The organism is Chitinophagales bacterium (assembly GCA_040877935.1).
Lineage (GTDB): Bacteria > Bacteroidota > Bacteroidia > Chitinophagales > CAIOSU01 > JBBDNB01.
On record JBBDNB010000022.1, the window covers coordinates 1 to 17,178 of the forward strand.

The window sequence follows — 17,178 nt, forward strand, 5'->3', positions numbered from 1 at the left end:
CCGTTAGTCTTATTACATGCCCGGCACACTAAACATGCCATCCTTCCAGGATGGTTAATTATGCTATTACTGGGTTTCAACTAATATATCCATTTGTTTAACATTTTCTGAGACGCTAAACATACTGATGCCAGCGGCATCACATGTTTATAAAACCTGTGCCCTCTCTAAGCACCGACTCCAGAGGAGTCGTATGTTGTTGTTCTCATTTAAATCGAGGACGCGGCTTTCCACTGCCCAAACCACTACTTGACCCCAAAGGCATCACATGTTTTCAATCAATTTGAGTTTTATTTTTCTGAGACGCTAAACATACTGATGCCAGCAGCATCACATGTTTATAAAAACTCGTGACCTCTCTAAGCACCGACTCCAGAGGAGTCGTATGTTGTTGTTCTCATTTTAACCGAGGAAGTGGCTTTCACCACTGCCCAAGCCACTACTTGATCCCAAAGGCATCACATGTTTTCAATTGGATAAAATTTTGAGTTCATAAATAATTACCGAACTCAGAATTTAGAGCCAACAATTTTCAAAATCTTTTGTTAAATTAGATGTTGCTACATTAATTTAAAATTTTCAGTCATGAAACGAAAAGATTTCATTAAAAACTCATTACTTGGAATTGCCGGAATCAGTCTGGTAAGTAAAGCCAAAGCCAATGCTCCTAAAGCTGCTGAACAAAACATTGGATACAATCATTTGCCCAATAACGAGATAAAAACCACCAACTCCGTTTTGCACAAAGCAGAGACAAGAGGCATGGCCGATCACGGATGGCTCAAAGCAAGACACTCTTTTAGTTTTGCCAATTACAAAAATCCAGAACGTATGAATTTCGGGGTTCTGAGAGTCCTGAATGACGATATTATTTCCCCCGGTAAAGGTTTTGGAATGCATCCGCATAAGGATATGGAGATTATTACCATTCCACTTTCAGGTGACCTGGAACACCAGGACAATATGGGCAATAAAGCAGTGATTCACGAAGGAGAAGTTCAGGTGATGAGTGCCGGAACGGGCATTTACCACAGCGAATACAATGCGCGCAAAGACAAGGAAGTCAAGCTTTTGCAAATTTGGCTCTTTCCAAAAAAGCGCAGTGTTGTGCCCCGCTACGATCAAATAGTATTGAGTGGTAACAACAAAAACCAATGGCAGCAAATTTTATCTCCTTCACCTGATGATGCCGGGGTTTGGATTCATCAGGATGCCTGGTTTCACCTCAGCAATCTTGAGCAGGGGAAACAACTGGATTACAACTTGAAAAGGCCGGGCAATGGCATGTATTTTTTCGTGATAAGCGGAACTTTGAAAATCAACGGGCAGGAAGTTAAAGACAGGGATGCGCTTGGGCTATGGAATACCGAAAAAGCCAAAATTGAAAGTACTAGCAATGCACGGATATTATTAATGGAAGTGCCCATGTTATCCTAATTAAGCTTAAATTAAAACATAAAAAAATGTCAGATACATACAGAAAACCAGAACAAATCATGGCTCCACCCCCACCGCATATGGTTGGTGATGGATTCAGGGTACATAATTTTTTTCCCGGAGGCCGCAATTTTGAGCTAAGCCGAATGAGTCCTTTTTTCCTGATGGACTACAATTCAAAATATGAATTTCCGCCCAGTGCAAAACCCAGGGGTGTCGGTGTTCATCCACACCGCGGATTTGAGACTGTAACCATTGCCTACCAAGGGAAAATTGCCCATCACGACAGCTATGGCAACAGCGGAGTGATTGACAAAGGTGGAGTGCAGTGGATGACAGCCGGTTCAGGAGTATTGCACAAAGAATACCACGAAAAGGAGTTCAGTAAAAATGGAGGTCCTTTTCAAATGGTGCAATTGTGGGTGAATTTGCCAGCAGAACACAAAATGACAGGGCCTAAATACCAGGCCATTAATGCTGAGGATATGGGGATTTATTCGCTTCCCAATAATGGAGGAAGAGCAGAAGTGATTGCCGGAGCATACAAGAGCGTGAAAGGCCCTGCTTCAACTTTCACCCCTATCAATATGTTTAACCTGAAGCTGAACAAAGGCACAGAGGAAAGCTTTGAACTTAATGAAAACCACAACGCAGGTATGCTAGTAGTAGAAGGAAATGTAAGCATCAACGGAAATGAAAATGCAGCTGCCGATCACTTTGTGCTGTTCGAAAACAAAGGGGAAAAGATAAAAGTAAGGGCCAATGAAAATTCCACTTTGCTTGTATTGAGCGGTGAACCAATTCACGAACCGATTTTTGCACATGGGCCTTTTTTAATGAATACCCGCGCTGAAATACTGCAAGCTTTTGAAGATTTAGAAAAAGGTAAATTCGGACAATTGGAGGAGTCAATATGAAAATAATAGCATTTGCAGGGAGTACAAGCTCCAAATCCATCAATAAAAAATTAGTGAATTATGCATTGTCGTTTTTCGAAGCAGATGAAAAACAGCTGCTGGACATAAATGATTATGAAATGCCCTTATTTTCAGTGGATCGGGAATCAGAAGGCTACCCACAAGAGGCACAGGATTTTGTGAAAATACTCGGGCAGGCCGATCTCATTATCACTTCCCTGGCTGAACACAACAGTGCATACACCGCAGCATTTAAAAACCTGATGGACTGGTGCTCCCGCTATGAAAGAAAATTTTTCCAGGACAAAGCCCTATTTTTAATGAGCACTTCACCGGGCAAACGCGGTGGAGCCAATGTTATGAATTTGGCGCAGAATTATTTTCCCCGTGCCGGAGCAAATATTGTAGAAAGTTTCTCCCTCCCATCTTTTAAGGATAATTTTGATGCAGAAAAAGGCATTACAGATGATGATTTGAAAAAATCATTTCTTGAGAAAATTGATTTGGTAAAAGAAGCTGTATAATACGCTACTTAAAAACCCAAACAATTTGTACTTTTCACAAATTAAATTTCAAGAAGAAATTTCATATCAGATATTCAACTGAAAATGAAAAAAATAAGATTCGACAGGTTGGGAAGAATCAGCAGGATTACTAAATCAAGCAATGTCTTTGAAAACAAAGAAAAGATCATTTTGCGCGACTTCCTGGCTATGGAACGCACAACACTTGCCAACGAACGCACACTTTTTTCCTACATAAGAACCTCCCTTTACCTGATTCTGGCAGGTATTGCATTTTTAAAACTTGAAGATTTTGCAGACATGAAATGGCTCAGTTATGTGGTTTTTGTATTAAGCGCATTTCTTGTAATTGGTGGTTTAATTCGTTTTCAAAGACTAAAAAACAAACTAAAGGATTACTACACATCTATGCCTAAAGATTAAACCCGGGTTCAGAAATTCTTTAGTACTCAGATTATTAAATAATGATTGAACACACATTACCTTTACAACAAAACTTAAAATGGAAGAAAATAAAGATTTAAAACTCGCTGTATTGATTGATGCTGATAATATTCCTTATTCCAGCGTATCCGAAATGCTGGAAGAAGTCACCCGCTTTGGCACACCCACCATCAAGCGCATTTATGGCGATTGGACCATTCCTACTGTTGCAGGATGGAAGCCGGCACTTCTTGAACACGCCATTACACCTATTCAGCAATATGGCTACACCAAAGGTAAAAATGCAACAGATTCGGCTATGATTATTGATGCTATGGATATATTGCACAGTGAAAAAGTAGATGGCTTTTGCCTGGTATCCAGCGACAGTGATTTTACGCGCTTAGCAACCAGGCTCAGGGAATCGGGTAAAAAGGTGATTGGCATTGGCGAAAAGAAAACACCTCGTCCTTTTATTGTTGCCTGCGACCAGTTTATTTACCTTGAAATTTTAAGAGGCAGTACGAGTGAAACCACTTCAAAAAGGAAAAAACCCGAAAAAGTAGAATCTGTAAATCAAAGTCTGATTCGATTGCTTAAAAATTCTGTAGATGCCATTGCAGATGATGATGGATGGGCTTTTCTTGGTGAAGTTGGGGGTCTGCTGGTTAAGAAAAAACCCGATTTTGATCCCAGAAATTTCGGGTTCAATAAACTGACCCCACTTGTAAAATCACTGAAGAAAGACTTTGAAATTGATGAAAGAGATGTGAGCGGTACAAGAATCAAGCATATTTACATAAAGAATAAATAATTTTCTTCAATAAGCATTTTTATTGTTCCCGAAATACTTTTTTAAACTATCTTCTTGCAATTTTGCAGCAAATTTGCTCAATTGTTCAATTCCTCTTTTAAATCAGCTTTAAAACAATCTACCCTAAGTATTGCGATACTGTTGTTTTTGCTATTGGGCAGCACAGCAGCTTTGGGTCAGACCCGAATAAGTGGCACAGTACAAGATGCTTATTCAGGTGAATTATTGCCCTTCGCCAATATCACTTTCAAAGGAAGCACTACAGGCACAAGCTCTGACATGGATGGGGCATTTTACCTGGAAGGGCCTGAAAAATTCGATTCTATTCAGGTCTCATTGATTGGCTACGCAACAAAAAACATACGGGTAGAGCCCGGAAAAAGACAAAAGCTCGAAGTCAAACTGGATCTAAAAGATTACAGCCTGGATGAAATCGTGGTGCTGCCCGGAGAAAATCCGGCCTGGGAAATACTTAGAAGAGTAATTGCCAATAAACCCAATAACGATCCCGAACAATACAATAGCTTCAGCTATGAGGTTTTTGAGAAAATTCAATTTGACCTCAACCACTTTACTGATAAAATCAAGAAAAACATTCTGCTGCGCCCCTTCCCTTTTATTTGGGAAAATGTAGATACTACAAAAGACGGGGTGAATTACCTGCCCTTTTTATACAAAGAAAAAATAAGCGACTATTATTACCGCAAAAATCCAAAAGCTGAAAAAGAGATTATAAAAGCTGAAAGAGATGCCAAGTTTTTTGAAGGGCCTAAGATCACGGATCTGATAGATGACCTCTATGTCACACCCAATATTTATCAAAATTATGTGATAATACTGGACAAGAGCTTCCCCTCCCCACTCAACAACAATTACAAATGGAATTACAAATTCTACCTTGAAGACAGCACTTATATAATTGACGGCCTGCCCTGTCTCAGAATAGATTTTGTGCCCAGGGGCGATGCTGATGTTGCATTTACCGGCCATATGTATATTCACGATTCTACCTATGCAGTAAAGGAAATGGACCTGCATTTTAGCATTGAAGCCAATATCAACTTTGTCAGAAATTTTGACATTCACCTAGAGTACCAATGGATAGATAACAAACACTGGTTTTTGAAAGAAAACACCGTGCTTGCAGATTTCTCAGTAATTGAAAACTCACCCGAGCTTACAGGTTTTTTCGGGCGGAAAACAGCCACTTACAAAAACATCACTATTGATAGCATTCCCGATCCCAATGTATTTAAAGGCATTGGCAAAACCATAAAAAAAGACAGTGCTAAGCTAAGGTCTGATGAATATTGGAACGATTTGCGCGGAGATAGTCTCAGTAAAAAGGAGCAGGATATTTTCACAATGACCGACAGTATAAAAAACTCTCCGCCATTTAACCGCATCAAAAAGGTTTTTAAAAGTATTGTCAATTCCTATATCCCAATTGGCCCTGAAGGGCATTTTGAGATCGGAAATTTTTATAGTTTCTACAGTTTTAACCGGGTGGAAGGGCACAGGTTGAAAACCGGATTCAGAACCAGAATAGTCGATGACCGTATTCGACTGAAAGCATATACTGCCTATGGTGTTTGGGACAAACGCTGGAAATATTTTGGTCAAACAGAGTTTTATCCCGAACTGAAACCCGGCAAACACACTATGGTCGGCCTGCAATACAAATTAGACCAGGAGCAATTGGGACGCAGTGAGCGACTGCTATCGATTGACCACATACTTAACAGCCTGGTGCAATTTGGCGATTTCAGAACCCGAATTATGGTTGATGACCGAAGGGCTTATCTTGAAAAACAGTGGTTCACCGGTTTCAGTACTCGTATTGATGCCTACAACAAACTGATTTACAATTTCGACAGCAAATCATTTTTAGAACTGAATGGAGAAAACAAACTCGAACGGGTTTACTCCTACAACAGCAGCGGACTTGCTTTAAGTATGAAATATGTATTTGGTGAAGAAGAGCTGGCTGCTGATTTCAATGAAGATTTACGCGGGTTTTTTATGCTTAAATATCCTATTCTTGGTGTGCTCTATGAAAATAGTTTTAGCGGAATACTGGGAAGTAATATCGATTTTCATCGCCTGAAACTACAATTGGAACATCAGTTCAGGCTAAACAAATGGGGGTATTTCAATTATCGTATTGAAGCGGGAAAAGTTTGGGGAACTGTTCCCTACCCATTTCTTGAAGTGCCCACAGGCAATCAGAACATTATCAATGACGACAGGGCTTTTAACCTGATGAATTTTATGGAATTTGCCAATGATGAGTTTCTCGTTCTGCATATGGAACACCATTTCGATGGTTTGATTTTCAATAGGATTCCCGGTGTAAACAAGCTCAAACTGCGCTCATTGATCTTTGGAAGAGTATTGTTTGGAAGGCTAAGCACGGACAACAACCAGGATCAATACCTCTTTCCACCAGAGTTAAAAACCATGAACAAACCTTATGCTGAAGTTGGTTTTGGCATTGAAAACATCCTGAAAGTTTCCCGTGTGGATTTTACCTGGCGAATTAATTATACCGGAGAGCCGGATGTGTATCGTTTTATAGCCAAACCTTCTTTTTATTTCAAATTTTAAAAAATGTCCCAGAAAAAGAAAGCAGTTGTAATAGGTGCCGGATTTGCCGGACTTTCTGCTGCAGCACATTTGGCAAAAGCGGGATTGGACGTGACTGTTATAGAAAAAAACGAACAAGCCGGGGGCAGGGCCAGAAAATTTGAACAAGACGGCTTTACTTTTGATATGGGGCCAAGTTGGTACTGGATGCCCGAAATCTTTGAGGCATTTTACAATCACTTTGGCAAAAAAACAAGCGACTTCTATACCTTGAAAAGACTGGATCCTTCTTACAGAATTTATTTTGGCGAGAATGATGCAATGGACGTACCTGCCGGAAAAAAAGATTTGATAGCACTTTTTGAAAAACATGAAAAAGGCTCCGGAGCCAAGCTTGAAAAATTTCTTGAAGAAGCTGCCTACAAATATGAAGTTGGCATGCGCGAATTTGTAAGAAAACCCGGCCTCAGTATTTTTGAATTTGCCGATATCAGATTGCTGAAAGCCGCTCTAAAGCTCAATATGTTCAATTCAGTGAGCAGCTATATCAAACGCTATTTTAAAAATCCCAAGCTCATTCAATTGCTTGAATTTCCGGTATTGTTTCTCGGGGCAAAACCTTCTAAAACACCTGCGCTATACACTATGATGAATCATGCCGACCTCAACCTGGGAACCTGGTACCCAATGGGCGGGATGCATGAAATTGCAAAAGCAATGCACAATATTGCCATGGATCAAGGGGTGCGTTTTAGATTTTCTGAAGAAGTAAAAAGACTGGAAATCAATGAAAATAAAATATCAAAAATACACAGCAATAAAGCGAGTTATGAAGCAGATATAGTTGTTGGTGCAGCAGATTACCAACATGTTGAATCCAAGCTTTTGCCAGCGAAATACCAAAGCTATAGCGCGAAATACTGGGAAAGCAGAACCCTAGCCCCCTCCTGCCTGCTGTTTTATCTCGGTGTGGATATAAAAATTCCAAACCTAAAACACCACAACCTGTTTTTCGACAGCGATTTTGAGCAGCATGCCGAAGAAATATACGACAATCCCCGCTGGCCGGAAGCGCCCTTGTTCTATGTCTGCGCTCCTTCCAAAACAGATCCTTCAGTAGCTCCAAAAGCTAAAGAAAACCTTTTTGTGCTTATCCCCGTAGCCACAAAGATTGAAGAAGCAAAAGATACACGGGAAAAATACTACCACATGGTGATGGATCGTTTGGAAAAACTTACAAAAACAGAAATTCGCTCTAAAGTGGTTTATAAAAAAAGCTATGCCCACCGGGAATTCATCAGCGATTACAATTCATTCAAGGGCAATGCCTACGGACTGGCGAATACATTGAGTCAAACAGCTATTTTAAAACCATCTGTAAAAAGTAAAAAACTGAAAAACCTTTATTATTGTGGTCAATTGACCGTTCCGGGGCCCGGTGTGCCACCTGCTTTAATATCTGGGGAAATAGTTGCAGGATTGATTATTGGAAAAACAAAAGAACAATAATTTGATATTTGATAAGTCTAATGAAAGTCAAAATATAAATTGGGTGTACGACAATTTTCCAGGCTTATTCTTTTCAACCTTTTTCCCCTGATAACATTTTAATCTGTAATCCTGAATTTATATTACTGTCTGCTTTATCCAGCTTCCAACGGAATGAATAAGACCATTGGCATTTTATCTGTACTTTTTTCTTGAAAAAAAAGTACCAAAAAATTCAAGGCTGCGATCAATTGAACTCATAAAACTAACGCAACACTGCACTATTGCGACTAAACTTGCTACGCAATTAGCGGGAAATTTTTTCAAAATTTCCCGATTGCTGTGCTTCGGACAAAGTCGCAATGGCCACTCCGTTTATGCTTGTTTTATGGCTCAATTGCTCAATGCCATTACTGTTTACAACAGCTCTCCGTATCTGTTTAACTGGATAAACTTTGCTACACTGCTCACATATCCCATATAAAAAAACGGGAAATATTACTCAAACGGAATTTTGTCGTACACCCTATAAATTTGGTTCAATCGTTAAAACCCAGTAAATTTGATTTTATGAATACAGTTGAACACAAAAAATACATCAAGGATTTCAAAGAATACATTAAGAAAATTATTTCTTCAAAGAAAGAATCAAAAAGCTTTTTGCTTAGGGCTGGAATTCATACTCCAAAGGGAAACCTGAATAAAAACTACACATATACATCGGGGGCAACAAAACATTAATAGCCTAAATGTACTCAAAAAGAAAAGGCTTAATCTTAGGTTTTCACGGCTGTGATAAATCTTTAAGGGACAAAATAGTATCGAGAAAAGGAATCATTCTTAAATCAAGTGATAACACTTACGATTGGCTGGGTAGCGGGGCTTATTTTTGGGAAAACAATTACAAAAGAGCCCTCGACTTTGCTAATTATTTGCATAAAAACCCACCCCATAACAAAAAGCAAAAAATTAAGAATCCTGCTGTTTTAGGTGCTGTAATAGATATTGGATATTGTCTTGATTTACTGGACTCCCAATATTTGGATGTTTTGAAAATTGGTTACAATATGCTTTTGACATCCAAGAAAAAATTTGGTTTAGAAATACCAAAGAATATTCCGCTCAAAGAAAATAAGGATTTACTCAAAAGAAACTTGGACTGCGCGGTAATAGAGACCATTCATCAATTTAATAAAGACACTGAAAAAAAACCATTTGATTCAGTTAGGGGCGTGTTTTTTGAAGGAGAAGATTTGTATCCAAATGCAGGATTCAAAGAAAGAAACCATATTCAAATTGCTATAAGAAACCCTAATTGTATTAAAGGCTATTTTATTCCGAGAGAGCTGAATACCAAATATCCCAAAACATAAACTTGACCAACTGAACAAAAAATCGTGATGGATTCGAATTAGAAATTGGCAAATATTTTAGCAGAATAATCCTTGCTTCTTTTATTCACTTTCTAAAATTTGTATTTTTGCACACAATCATCTATGAAACAAATTTTTGATAACGTATCGGTAAGGTGCAGCAAGTTGGTGACCAACACCTACAGCACATCATTCTCTATTGGTATCAGTCTGCTCAATAGCTCTATCACAGAACCCATCTACTCCATCTACGGCTTTGTACGCCTGGCAGATGAAATAGTGGACTCTTTTCACGGACACGACAGAGCAAAGCTTTTGCAGGAATTTATTGATTCTACAGACCAGGCCATTTCCAACAAAATTAGTCTGAATCCTATTCTCAATAGTTTTCAGAAAACCGTACACAAATACAATATTGAGCAAGAACTGATTGATTGCTTTTTCAAAAGCATGAAAATGGACCTGAAGCCAATGGACTTCAATACAGAGCGTTACAAGGATTATATAACCGGATCTGCTGAAGTAGTAGGTTTAATGTGTTTGCGCGTGTTCTGTGTTGGTGACGAGAAGCAATATCAGGAATTAAAAGCCGATGCCATGTCGCTTGGTGCTGCTTTCCAAAAAATCAATTTCCTGCGTGATATGCAGTCGGACTATAACAACCTGGGGCGCATGTATTTTCCGGATGTAGATTATGATCATTTTGACCAGAATGCCAAACTCGCTATAGAGCAGGACATTCAAAAAGATTTTGATGCCGGCTTGAGGGGAATTAAACGATTGCCCAAAAAAGCGCGTTTAGGAGTTTATATCGCTTATGTTTATTACTATTCTTTGTTTAAAAAGATTATGAATATTCCACCGACTATACTGCAAACACAGCGTATCAGAATTTCCAACAGGAGAAAATACGCATTGTTTGCTTCCGGTTATATAAAGCATCAGCTAAACTACTTGTCGTGAAATCAATGTTTTTGCTTTTTCTTTTGCTTCCATTATTTGGCTCAGCAATAAGTCAGCCTGCCTCAAAAGAGGATGTGCTAATGACTTGCCGCACCTTGATTTCAAAAGCTTTTAAGCACGAAAGCATTGCCGACAGCCTTTACCAAAAGCTTGAAGGAGAGAATGGGGCGCACAACCTGCTATATGGTTACAGGGGTGCAATAGAAATGTCTTTTGGAAAACACCATAGCAATTTGATAAAAAAAGGAAGATATTTCAGTTCGGGCAAAGAAATACTGGAAACAGCAATCAGCAAAGACCCTAACAATATAGAATTAATTTTTTTGCGCTATACCATACAGTATAATGTACCCGGTTTTTTGGGCTACAAAAGCAACCTGGAAGAAGATCGAGCTATGTTGGAAAGCGCAATAGATACTATGTCACTAGTTGGGTTGAGAAACTCTATTAAAGATTTTCTAAAAAACAATCAAGCACAGTAAATGTGGTATTGGATCACAGGTATTGGAATCACCTTATCGGTATTTGCCTTTATGGAATTTGTGGCCTGGTCGCTGCACAAATACGTGATGCACGGATTTCTGTGGTTTGTACACAAAGACCACCACAATAAAACGCCCGGTTTTTTCGAACGCAATGATTTTTTCTTCCTGATCTTCGCCATACCAAGCTGGCTTTTTATAATGTTTGGCATAATGGATGGTGCCGATTGGAAAATGTGGGTGGGCATAGGAATCACACTCTATGGGATCGCATACTTTACTGTACACGAAGTGATTATACACCAGCGCTTCAAGTTTTTAAAGAATGTGACCAATCTCTATTTTGCCGGACTCAGAAAAGCCCACAGAGTGCATCACAAGAAACTGGGAAAGGAAGACGGAGAATGTTTTGGAATGCTTCTGGTTCCCAGGAAATACTTTGAGGAAGCCAAAAGAGCATTGCACAACAAATAATCCACCACATGTCAAAACACAAGCAACAGCTCGGCAAGAAAGGAGAAAGTATTGCTTGTGCATACCTCTTAAAAAACAATTACCAGATACTGGAACAAAACTGGCGCAGCAGCAACCAGGAAATAGATATTATAGCTCAAAAAGAAAACACTTTGGTGTTTGTGGAAGTAAAAACCCGTTCCGATACTCAATTCGGGAATCCAGAGCTTGCAGTTAACACCACTAAACAAGCTCAAATTTACAAAGCCGCTGAAGCTTATATTCATAAATCCAAAACAGAGTATAATGATTTGCGCTTTGATGTGATCTCTATTCTGCTTCATAAAGACAAGGAAAAACTACATCATATTAAAGATGCTTTCTTCCCGTATTCGAATTGATGTGTTACTCTAAATATACCCTATAATAAATTGATAAACAACAAACTAAAAAGTCATTCAATCAGTTTTTTAGAGCGGTCTAAATCCCAATAAATACTTGATCATTGAATTGTTAATTGCAAAAGCACCAAAGTCCCAAATACATCACCCGAAATAAAATCATAAACAACATAACATAATTTAGTAATCCCAAAAAATAGCTGTTAGTTTTGCAGAATTCTTATTAGTACAAGTTCCAGTGAAAAATAAAACCTGTCTGCTCTTTTTGATGAACTTTGTCTTGGCACTGACCATCCATGCCAGTGAAAACAAGCCCTTTGAACTGAATTTGATAAGTGGTGTGAATGTAGGTTGGTGGGGACACAACAAAGGCAAAGACCCGGCTGGCAAAAATATTGGATGGAGTCGTTCGCGTACAAATCCTAAAATGCCTTTTGAAATTCAATTCTGGCATCAATTGCCAAAAAAAATTGCATTGGGAATAAGTGCCGACTACAGTATTTTCACAACTGATTATCTTGTTGATAGCGAAAGTACCCGGCAAAGATCAAAGACCGTAGATTTCTCTGAGGAAGAGTATGTCACATTATGGTCGGCAAAGCTGATGGGGCGATATGCGCTTTTGCAAAACAAAAAAATACAGCTCGGGCCAATGCTTGGTTTGGGGTATGGAAATACACTGTCCACGCATCCCGATCAATCCCGCTTTAAAAAAAATATCGCATACACTGCCGGCTTTTATGTCAATTGGAATTTTCATGAGCATTTCGCTATGGTATTCCAGCCCAACTATGAAGTGCTGCAAATATTTCCTGAGCAAAGAAATCCTGGAGAACAGCACCGGCTCAGCTTTTTTGGAGTTAAACTGGGGTTGGCATGGCGCATTTAAAATACTTCTGCTTTTTGTTACTCCTCTCCTTTTCTGTTGAAGCACAGACACTTAAAGAATTTGATTATCATGAAAAATTGATGGGCAAAGCTTTTCATTTAACAATTGTCCATGAAGATTCTGTAGCAGCACAAAAAGCCATAAAAGCTGCAGTGGGAGAAATAAAGCGCATAGAACAAATGATTTCTTCATGGCTGCCCAATTCACAAACTACTGCAATCAATCAAAATGCAGGGATAAAAGCAGTAGAAGTAGATGCTGAATTGTTTGCATTGGTCCAGCGCTGTAAAATCTATAGCCAAAGCTCTGATGCCGCTTTTGATATCAGCATTCAACCCCTGATTGACCTTTGGAACAAATCATTGAAAAGCAAATCACTACCTGATTCATTTGCAATAAAAAACGCTGCCCAACTGGGCAATTATCAAAATATAATTTGCGATACTTCCAGGCTATCTATTTTCTTAAAAGAAAAAGGGATGGCCATTGGTTTTGGGGCAGTGGGAAAAGGCTTTGCTGCTGAAAGTGCCAAAAATATTTTACAAAAAATGGGCATTGAAACTGCATTGATCAATGCCGGGGGCGATATAGCAGCCTGGGGGCAACAAAGCAACGGAAAACCCTGGGGCATTGCCATTCAACATCCCCGTGCTAAAGAAAAAAGGATGGCCTGGCTTGAAATCAAAGATCAGGCAATAGTCACTTCCGGGGATTACGAAGCATTTGAAATCATTGATGGGAAAAGATTCAGCCATATTATAGATCCCCGAAACGGCTATCCTGCTACAGATGTATTTAGTGTAACAGTTATTGCCTATAACGCAGAGCTGGCAGACGCATTGGCAACAGCTATCTTTGTCCTCGGTGTTGACAAAGGGTTGGAACTGGCTGAAAAAATCAAAGGCCTTGAGGTACTTTTGGTAACAGCAGAAAATAAAATTTTAAATAGCTCAGGACTGGAAATAGCATGGGAAAAGCATTGATCAAAGCACTTATTATTATCGCTGTACTGGGACATCTCTATTCGTGCAGCAGTATAAAGGGTTTGGAAAAATATTATCTCTCAGAGCCCAATATGGAATTGGAAGATCACTCGATCTGTATTTTTGAAAAAAATGCGGCCATGTATCGCGAGGGCGCCAGTGGTGGCAATGGAGGAAAAGCAGGGGGCGGATGCGGTTGTCATTGATATTCATTTACACTTGTTTGTTGTCTTGTCTTGGTCACGCACTTTTGGCACAGGAAAACATTTCCGCAAAACAAAGGGAACAAATTGACCTGAGCTTTCTTTTTGGCTACTATACCCAGGAAGGCAATCACTCGGCAGTAACAGGAGGTGAAGGCACAGAAAAGCTCAGCGACTACGATTCCAGGATCATAGTGCACATTCCACTTGACAGCAATCAATCGCTGGGCGCACATGTGGGCATAAACCACTACACCTCTGCTTCTTCTGATAAGATTGATTCAAGAATAAGTTCTGCCTCGAGTGATGATACACGCAGCACAATAGAGCTCAGCTATCAAAAAAACAAGCCCGAAAAGAACAGCAGCATAAGCTTGTATTCTGGCGGGGCTGTTGAAACGGATTATATTTCAAGCTCCTTTGGTGGTGGCTGGGACAAAAGCAGTGAATCGGAAAACAGTTTTTATGGCTTTGATTTTCGCGCCTATTTCGATACCTGGAACATTATACTTCCTGAAGAATTACGCGCTACAGACTATGGCAATATTAAAACCGACAAGCGCAGGACTTTTAATTTGTCCAATTATTTTTCTCAAGTGCTGAACAAAAGATCACAAATCCATTTGACATTGGATTTTATAGCACAGCAGGGGCTGCTTTCCACACCATTTCACCGGGTTTATTTTACAGAAATACCAGGTACACGGATTGAGCAATTGCCCTCCTTTAGAATAAAAATCCCCTTGAGTTTGCGCTGGAACCACCGCCTTTTGGAAAAGTTGATTTTGCGCAACTGGGCACGTGTTTACTGGGACAATTGGGGAATAGCGAGCTTTACCTGGGAATTTGAAAGCCCTGTATTGTTGCCAAAAGGCTGGAGCCTCTCTCCTCTTTACCGCTTTCATATTCAATCTGCTGCAAAATATTTTGCTCCAAAATCCAAACATACTATAAGTTCAACCTACTACACTTCCGATTTTGACCTTTCCAATTTAAACAGCCACCGCTTTGGACTTGCGCTCAGATATGCACTTCCACTTCGATTGAGCAAGGGTAAGTTCACACTTTCCCGTTTTGAAATAAGGGCCATGCGCTATTTACGATCTGATGGACTACATGCTTATCTTGCAGCTTTTTCCATAGCCTGTAAAATATAATGACGCGATATGAACTGGACACAAATTGAGAAAGAGCTGGATTTTTCTACTGCACGCAGCGGTGGCAAGGGCGGACAGCATGTGAATAAAACAGAAACCAAAGTACTCGTACACCTGAATATTACCAGGTCAGAAGGACTGCAGGATCATGAAAAAAAGCGCATTTGCAATAAGTTAGCCGGAAAGATAAGTAGCGAAGGTGTATTGCAGATTTATGACCAAAGTACCCGTTCACAGGGCAAAAACAAGGAAAAGGCCATTCAGCGTTTGCGCAAAAGCCTGGAAGAGGCACTGAGAAAAAACAAAAAACGCATTCCTACCAAAATCCCAAAGAAAGCAAAAGAGAAAAGACTGAAAAGCAAAAAAATACAATCTGAGAAGAAGAAATGGCGTAGGAATAAAGATTTTTAGGTTTTCCTTCCTACTTCCCTGAAAGTCGTCATTGCGAAAAATTTCCTTTTCGGAAATTTTGTGGCAATCTCGTGGGACTTAGCTAAAACCAGGTATTTTACTTCCAGCTTTTAAAAATAGCTTTTATGATGATGTATGAAAAAGTTTAACTTCACAAGAAATATTACACGAGTCATACATATACAGCTAGAGTAGGCTGTATATGTATGAAAAGGTATGACTATAAACAAGTTAGCTGCAAGTTGACAGAAATATTCCTTTTCATTTTTTAAGACAAAAACTGAATGAAAACATGAAGCAAAGTATATAAAAAATGATAGTACAAAAGAATATGATCTCTATGAATTCATTTGTTTTACACCTGAGCCTTAATTAAATTACTATGATAAAATTTCAAAGAATAACAATAATATTTTTTGTTCTTCTATTATCATCAAAGGCATTTGCCTTCCGTATTGATGGTGAAATTCTTTATCTAGACAAGGATGAAAATATTAGTCAAGTAGCATATAGCTTATATGGTAACCCAACAATGTGGAAATCCCTATGGGAATCAAGAATTGATACTAGTATTAAGTTTCCTGAATTTGCATATCCTAATATGGCATTTATTCTTGAAGATTCAATTTTTCCTGGAATCGCAAAATCAGATACTCTATTTTTTAATATGAATAATTCACATAAGCTTTTTTTACCTATAGATTCAATCAATAGAAACATTAATGATATCCGCAATGTTATTGTTGAAAAAAATGAAAGTGACACAGGGTGGAATCGCTTTTGGATGTGGACAGCAACAATACTATCAGGTGTAATTGCTGGTTTGATTACCGAGTTAATAAAAAGAATAAAAAATAGAAATAAAGATGAGTAAGAGCAAAATACCAACTTCAATTATAGTAGGAATAACCGTTTCTCTATTAACTTTTGTTATTCTATTTTTCAAGCCATTCGAAAAAAGAGAAAAAGTGGTAAAGATTGAACATATAACAGTTAAGCCTGAAATTAAGCTAGATACTATATATCCGAATATTGTTCTTGAAGGAGTCTCTCGTACTCAATTTCCTGATAGCGTGTATTTGGCAAACCCCAATATTCAATTTCATTTTCCAGAAAAAACAACTCAAGAAAAGTTCTTTGACATTGCTGTTCCTATATCGCTAATCATTTTTTCTTTAGTTACATTCTTTTCTCTCTTTTTAGAATTAAAAGATAGAAGAAAAGCTAAAAACAAAATTAAAGAACAAGAAACTCAGAACCTAGATGGTTACATGCTACAAGAGACATTAGAATTTTTTAACCGAATTGACTTTAAAAAAAATAAATTCATAAAGTCAGATCTATATGAAATACATGAGTTTATTGATTTACTACAAAGCTTCGAGAAAGATGCAACGTCCAATTTGAAAGATTTATTAAAACAAATAATAATTCAACTTAAAAGTTTAATTGATTCTCAAAATAATATCTTGAACAATAAAAAATCTGAGAAAATAATCTCAAATTCTAGATACAGTTTAAGTGAAGTTGTTAAAAACATTGAAGCTTTGAAGGCAACAGTTGTAGTAAAACTTAGAACTTTAAAAATAAAGGAAATAATTAAAAATAGACCATCTTGATAAAACTGCCTTGATAAAAACTCATAGTTGATTTATATAATAAAAATAAGAATAA

The 17,178-nt window shown here is 38.4% G+C and carries 19 protein-coding genes and 1 pseudogene; all 20 read left to right on the top strand.

From position 1 onward, the window contains the following. Positions 1-585 precede the first annotated feature (585 nt). The 20 genes and pseudogenes from WD048_05470 (at position 586) to WD048_05565 (ending at position 17,123) form a co-directional block, all read left to right on the top strand. Positions 586-1,437, top strand: coding sequence for a pirin family protein (locus WD048_05470; GenBank protein MEX0811647.1), 852 nt, complete (start codon positions 586-588; stop codon positions 1,435-1,437). 26 nt (positions 1,438-1,463) lie between these two features. After that, complete coding sequence (locus WD048_05475; protein MEX0811648.1) at positions 1,464-2,354, top strand: pirin family protein; 891 nt, start codon at positions 1,464-1,466, stop codon at positions 2,352-2,354. After that, on the top strand, positions 2,351-2,878 hold the full coding sequence (locus WD048_05480) for an NAD(P)H-dependent oxidoreductase (GenBank protein ID MEX0811649.1): 528 nt from the start codon (positions 2,351-2,353) through the stop codon (positions 2,876-2,878). The genes WD048_05475 and WD048_05480 overlap by 4 nt, the downstream gene beginning before the upstream one ends. Before the next feature lie 84 nt (positions 2,879-2,962). Then, complete coding sequence (locus tag WD048_05485) at positions 2,963-3,301, top strand: DUF202 domain-containing protein (protein MEX0811650.1); 339 nt, start codon at positions 2,963-2,965, stop codon at positions 3,299-3,301. Between the two features lie 79 nt (positions 3,302-3,380). Further along, a complete protein-coding gene (locus WD048_05490; GenBank protein ID MEX0811651.1) occupies positions 3,381-4,115 on the top strand; it encodes an NYN domain-containing protein in 735 nt (244 codons plus the stop codon). Between the two features lie 54 nt (positions 4,116-4,169). Beyond that, complete coding sequence (locus WD048_05495; protein MEX0811652.1) at positions 4,170-6,722, top strand: DUF5686 family protein; 2,553 nt, start codon at positions 4,170-4,172, stop codon at positions 6,720-6,722. A 3-nt stretch (positions 6,723-6,725) separates the two neighbouring features. Further along, positions 6,726-8,210, top strand: a complete 1,485-nt coding sequence (gene crtI / locus WD048_05500) for a phytoene desaturase family protein (GenBank protein MEX0811653.1) — start codon at positions 6,726-6,728, stop codon at positions 8,208-8,210. Positions 8,211-8,759: 549 nt separating this feature from the next. After that, positions 8,760-8,930 carry a hypothetical protein gene (locus WD048_05505; GenBank protein ID MEX0811654.1) on the top strand — a complete coding sequence of 57 codons (171 nt, stop codon included), beginning with the start codon at positions 8,760-8,762 and terminating at the stop codon, positions 8,928-8,930. Between the two features lie 8 nt (positions 8,931-8,938). Then, positions 8,939-9,562: a hypothetical protein gene (locus tag WD048_05510; protein MEX0811655.1), complete on the top strand. Its 624-nt coding sequence runs from the start codon at positions 8,939-8,941 to the stop codon at positions 9,560-9,562. A gap of 123 nt (positions 9,563-9,685) precedes the next feature. Then, positions 9,686-10,525, top strand: coding sequence for a phytoene/squalene synthase family protein (locus WD048_05515; protein MEX0811656.1), 840 nt, complete (start codon positions 9,686-9,688; stop codon positions 10,523-10,525). Further along, positions 10,522-11,007, top strand: coding sequence for a hypothetical protein (locus WD048_05520; protein MEX0811657.1), 486 nt, complete (start codon positions 10,522-10,524; stop codon positions 11,005-11,007). The genes WD048_05515 and WD048_05520 overlap by 4 nt, the downstream gene beginning before the upstream one ends. Beyond that, positions 11,008-11,481 carry a beta-carotene hydroxylase gene (locus WD048_05525; GenBank protein ID MEX0811658.1) on the top strand — a complete coding sequence of 158 codons (474 nt, stop codon included), beginning with the start codon at positions 11,008-11,010 and terminating at the stop codon, positions 11,479-11,481. An 8-nt stretch (positions 11,482-11,489) separates the two neighbouring features. Beyond that, on the top strand, positions 11,490-11,861 hold the full coding sequence (locus tag WD048_05530) for a YraN family protein (GenBank protein MEX0811659.1): 372 nt from the start codon (positions 11,490-11,492) through the stop codon (positions 11,859-11,861). A gap of 265 nt (positions 11,862-12,126) precedes the next feature. After that, positions 12,127-12,750 carry a hypothetical protein gene (locus WD048_05535; protein MEX0811660.1) on the top strand — a complete coding sequence of 208 codons (624 nt, stop codon included), beginning with the start codon at positions 12,127-12,129 and terminating at the stop codon, positions 12,748-12,750. After that, entirely contained in the window at positions 12,738-13,733 is a 996-nt protein-coding gene (locus WD048_05540; GenBank protein ID MEX0811661.1) for an FAD:protein FMN transferase, read from the top strand. The genes WD048_05535 and WD048_05540 overlap by 13 nt, the downstream gene beginning before the upstream one ends. Further along, positions 13,718-13,939: a DUF4266 domain-containing protein gene (locus WD048_05545; GenBank protein ID MEX0811662.1), complete on the top strand. Its 222-nt coding sequence runs from the start codon at positions 13,718-13,720 to the stop codon at positions 13,937-13,939. Before WD048_05540 ends, WD048_05545 begins: the two co-directional genes overlap by 16 nt. Next, entirely contained in the window at positions 13,924-15,093 is a 1,170-nt protein-coding gene (locus WD048_05550; GenBank protein MEX0811663.1) for a DUF3570 domain-containing protein, read from the top strand. The genes WD048_05545 and WD048_05550 overlap by 16 nt, the downstream gene beginning before the upstream one ends. A gap of 27 nt (positions 15,094-15,120) precedes the next feature. Continuing rightward, positions 15,121-15,504 (top strand): annotated as a pseudogene (arfB, locus tag WD048_05555) (alternative ribosome rescue aminoacyl-tRNA hydrolase ArfB). Positions 15,505-15,886: 382 nt separating this feature from the next. Continuing rightward, positions 15,887-16,378 carry a hypothetical protein gene (locus WD048_05560; protein MEX0811664.1) on the top strand — a complete coding sequence of 164 codons (492 nt, stop codon included), beginning with the start codon at positions 15,887-15,889 and terminating at the stop codon, positions 16,376-16,378. Continuing rightward, positions 16,371-17,123 (top strand): hypothetical protein, encoded by a 753-nt coding sequence (locus WD048_05565; GenBank protein MEX0811665.1) that lies wholly within the window; start codon positions 16,371-16,373, stop codon positions 17,121-17,123. The genes WD048_05560 and WD048_05565 overlap by 8 nt, the downstream gene beginning before the upstream one ends. The last annotated feature ends 55 nt before the right edge of the window (positions 17,124-17,178 follow it).

Excerpts from the sequence above, each read along its gene's own strand:
- WD048_05470 (MEX0811647.1), top strand. The coding sequence starts at position 586 with ATGAAACGAAAAGATTTCATTAAAAACTCATTACTTGGAATTGCCGGA.
- WD048_05475 (MEX0811648.1), top strand. The coding sequence starts at position 1,464 with ATGTCAGATACATACAGAAAACCAGAACAAATCATGGCTCCACCCCCA.
- WD048_05480 (MEX0811649.1), top strand. The coding sequence starts at position 2,351 with ATGAAAATAATAGCATTTGCAGGGAGTACAAGCTCCAAATCCATCAAT.
- WD048_05485 (MEX0811650.1), top strand. The coding sequence starts at position 2,963 with ATGAAAAAAATAAGATTCGACAGGTTGGGAAGAATCAGCAGGATTACT.
- WD048_05490 (MEX0811651.1), top strand. The coding sequence starts at position 3,381 with ATGGAAGAAAATAAAGATTTAAAACTCGCTGTATTGATTGATGCTGAT.
- crtI (MEX0811653.1), top strand. The coding sequence starts at position 6,726 with ATGTCCCAGAAAAAGAAAGCAGTTGTAATAGGTGCCGGATTTGCCGGA.
- WD048_05505 (MEX0811654.1), top strand. The coding sequence starts at position 8,760 with ATGAATACAGTTGAACACAAAAAATACATCAAGGATTTCAAAGAATAC.
- WD048_05510 (MEX0811655.1), top strand. The coding sequence starts at position 8,939 with ATGTACTCAAAAAGAAAAGGCTTAATCTTAGGTTTTCACGGCTGTGAT.
- WD048_05515 (MEX0811656.1), top strand. The coding sequence starts at position 9,686 with ATGAAACAAATTTTTGATAACGTATCGGTAAGGTGCAGCAAGTTGGTG.
- WD048_05525 (MEX0811658.1), top strand. The coding sequence starts at position 11,008 with ATGTGGTATTGGATCACAGGTATTGGAATCACCTTATCGGTATTTGCC.
- WD048_05530 (MEX0811659.1), top strand. The coding sequence starts at position 11,490 with ATGTCAAAACACAAGCAACAGCTCGGCAAGAAAGGAGAAAGTATTGCT.
- WD048_05540 (MEX0811661.1), top strand. The coding sequence starts at position 12,738 with ATGGCGCATTTAAAATACTTCTGCTTTTTGTTACTCCTCTCCTTTTCT.
- WD048_05545 (MEX0811662.1), top strand. The coding sequence starts at position 13,718 with ATGGGAAAAGCATTGATCAAAGCACTTATTATTATCGCTGTACTGGGA.
- WD048_05550 (MEX0811663.1), top strand. The coding sequence starts at position 13,924 with ATGCGGTTGTCATTGATATTCATTTACACTTGTTTGTTGTCTTGTCTT.
- WD048_05560 (MEX0811664.1), top strand. The coding sequence starts at position 15,887 with ATGATAAAATTTCAAAGAATAACAATAATATTTTTTGTTCTTCTATTA.
- WD048_05565 (MEX0811665.1), top strand. The coding sequence starts at position 16,371 with ATGAGTAAGAGCAAAATACCAACTTCAATTATAGTAGGAATAACCGTT.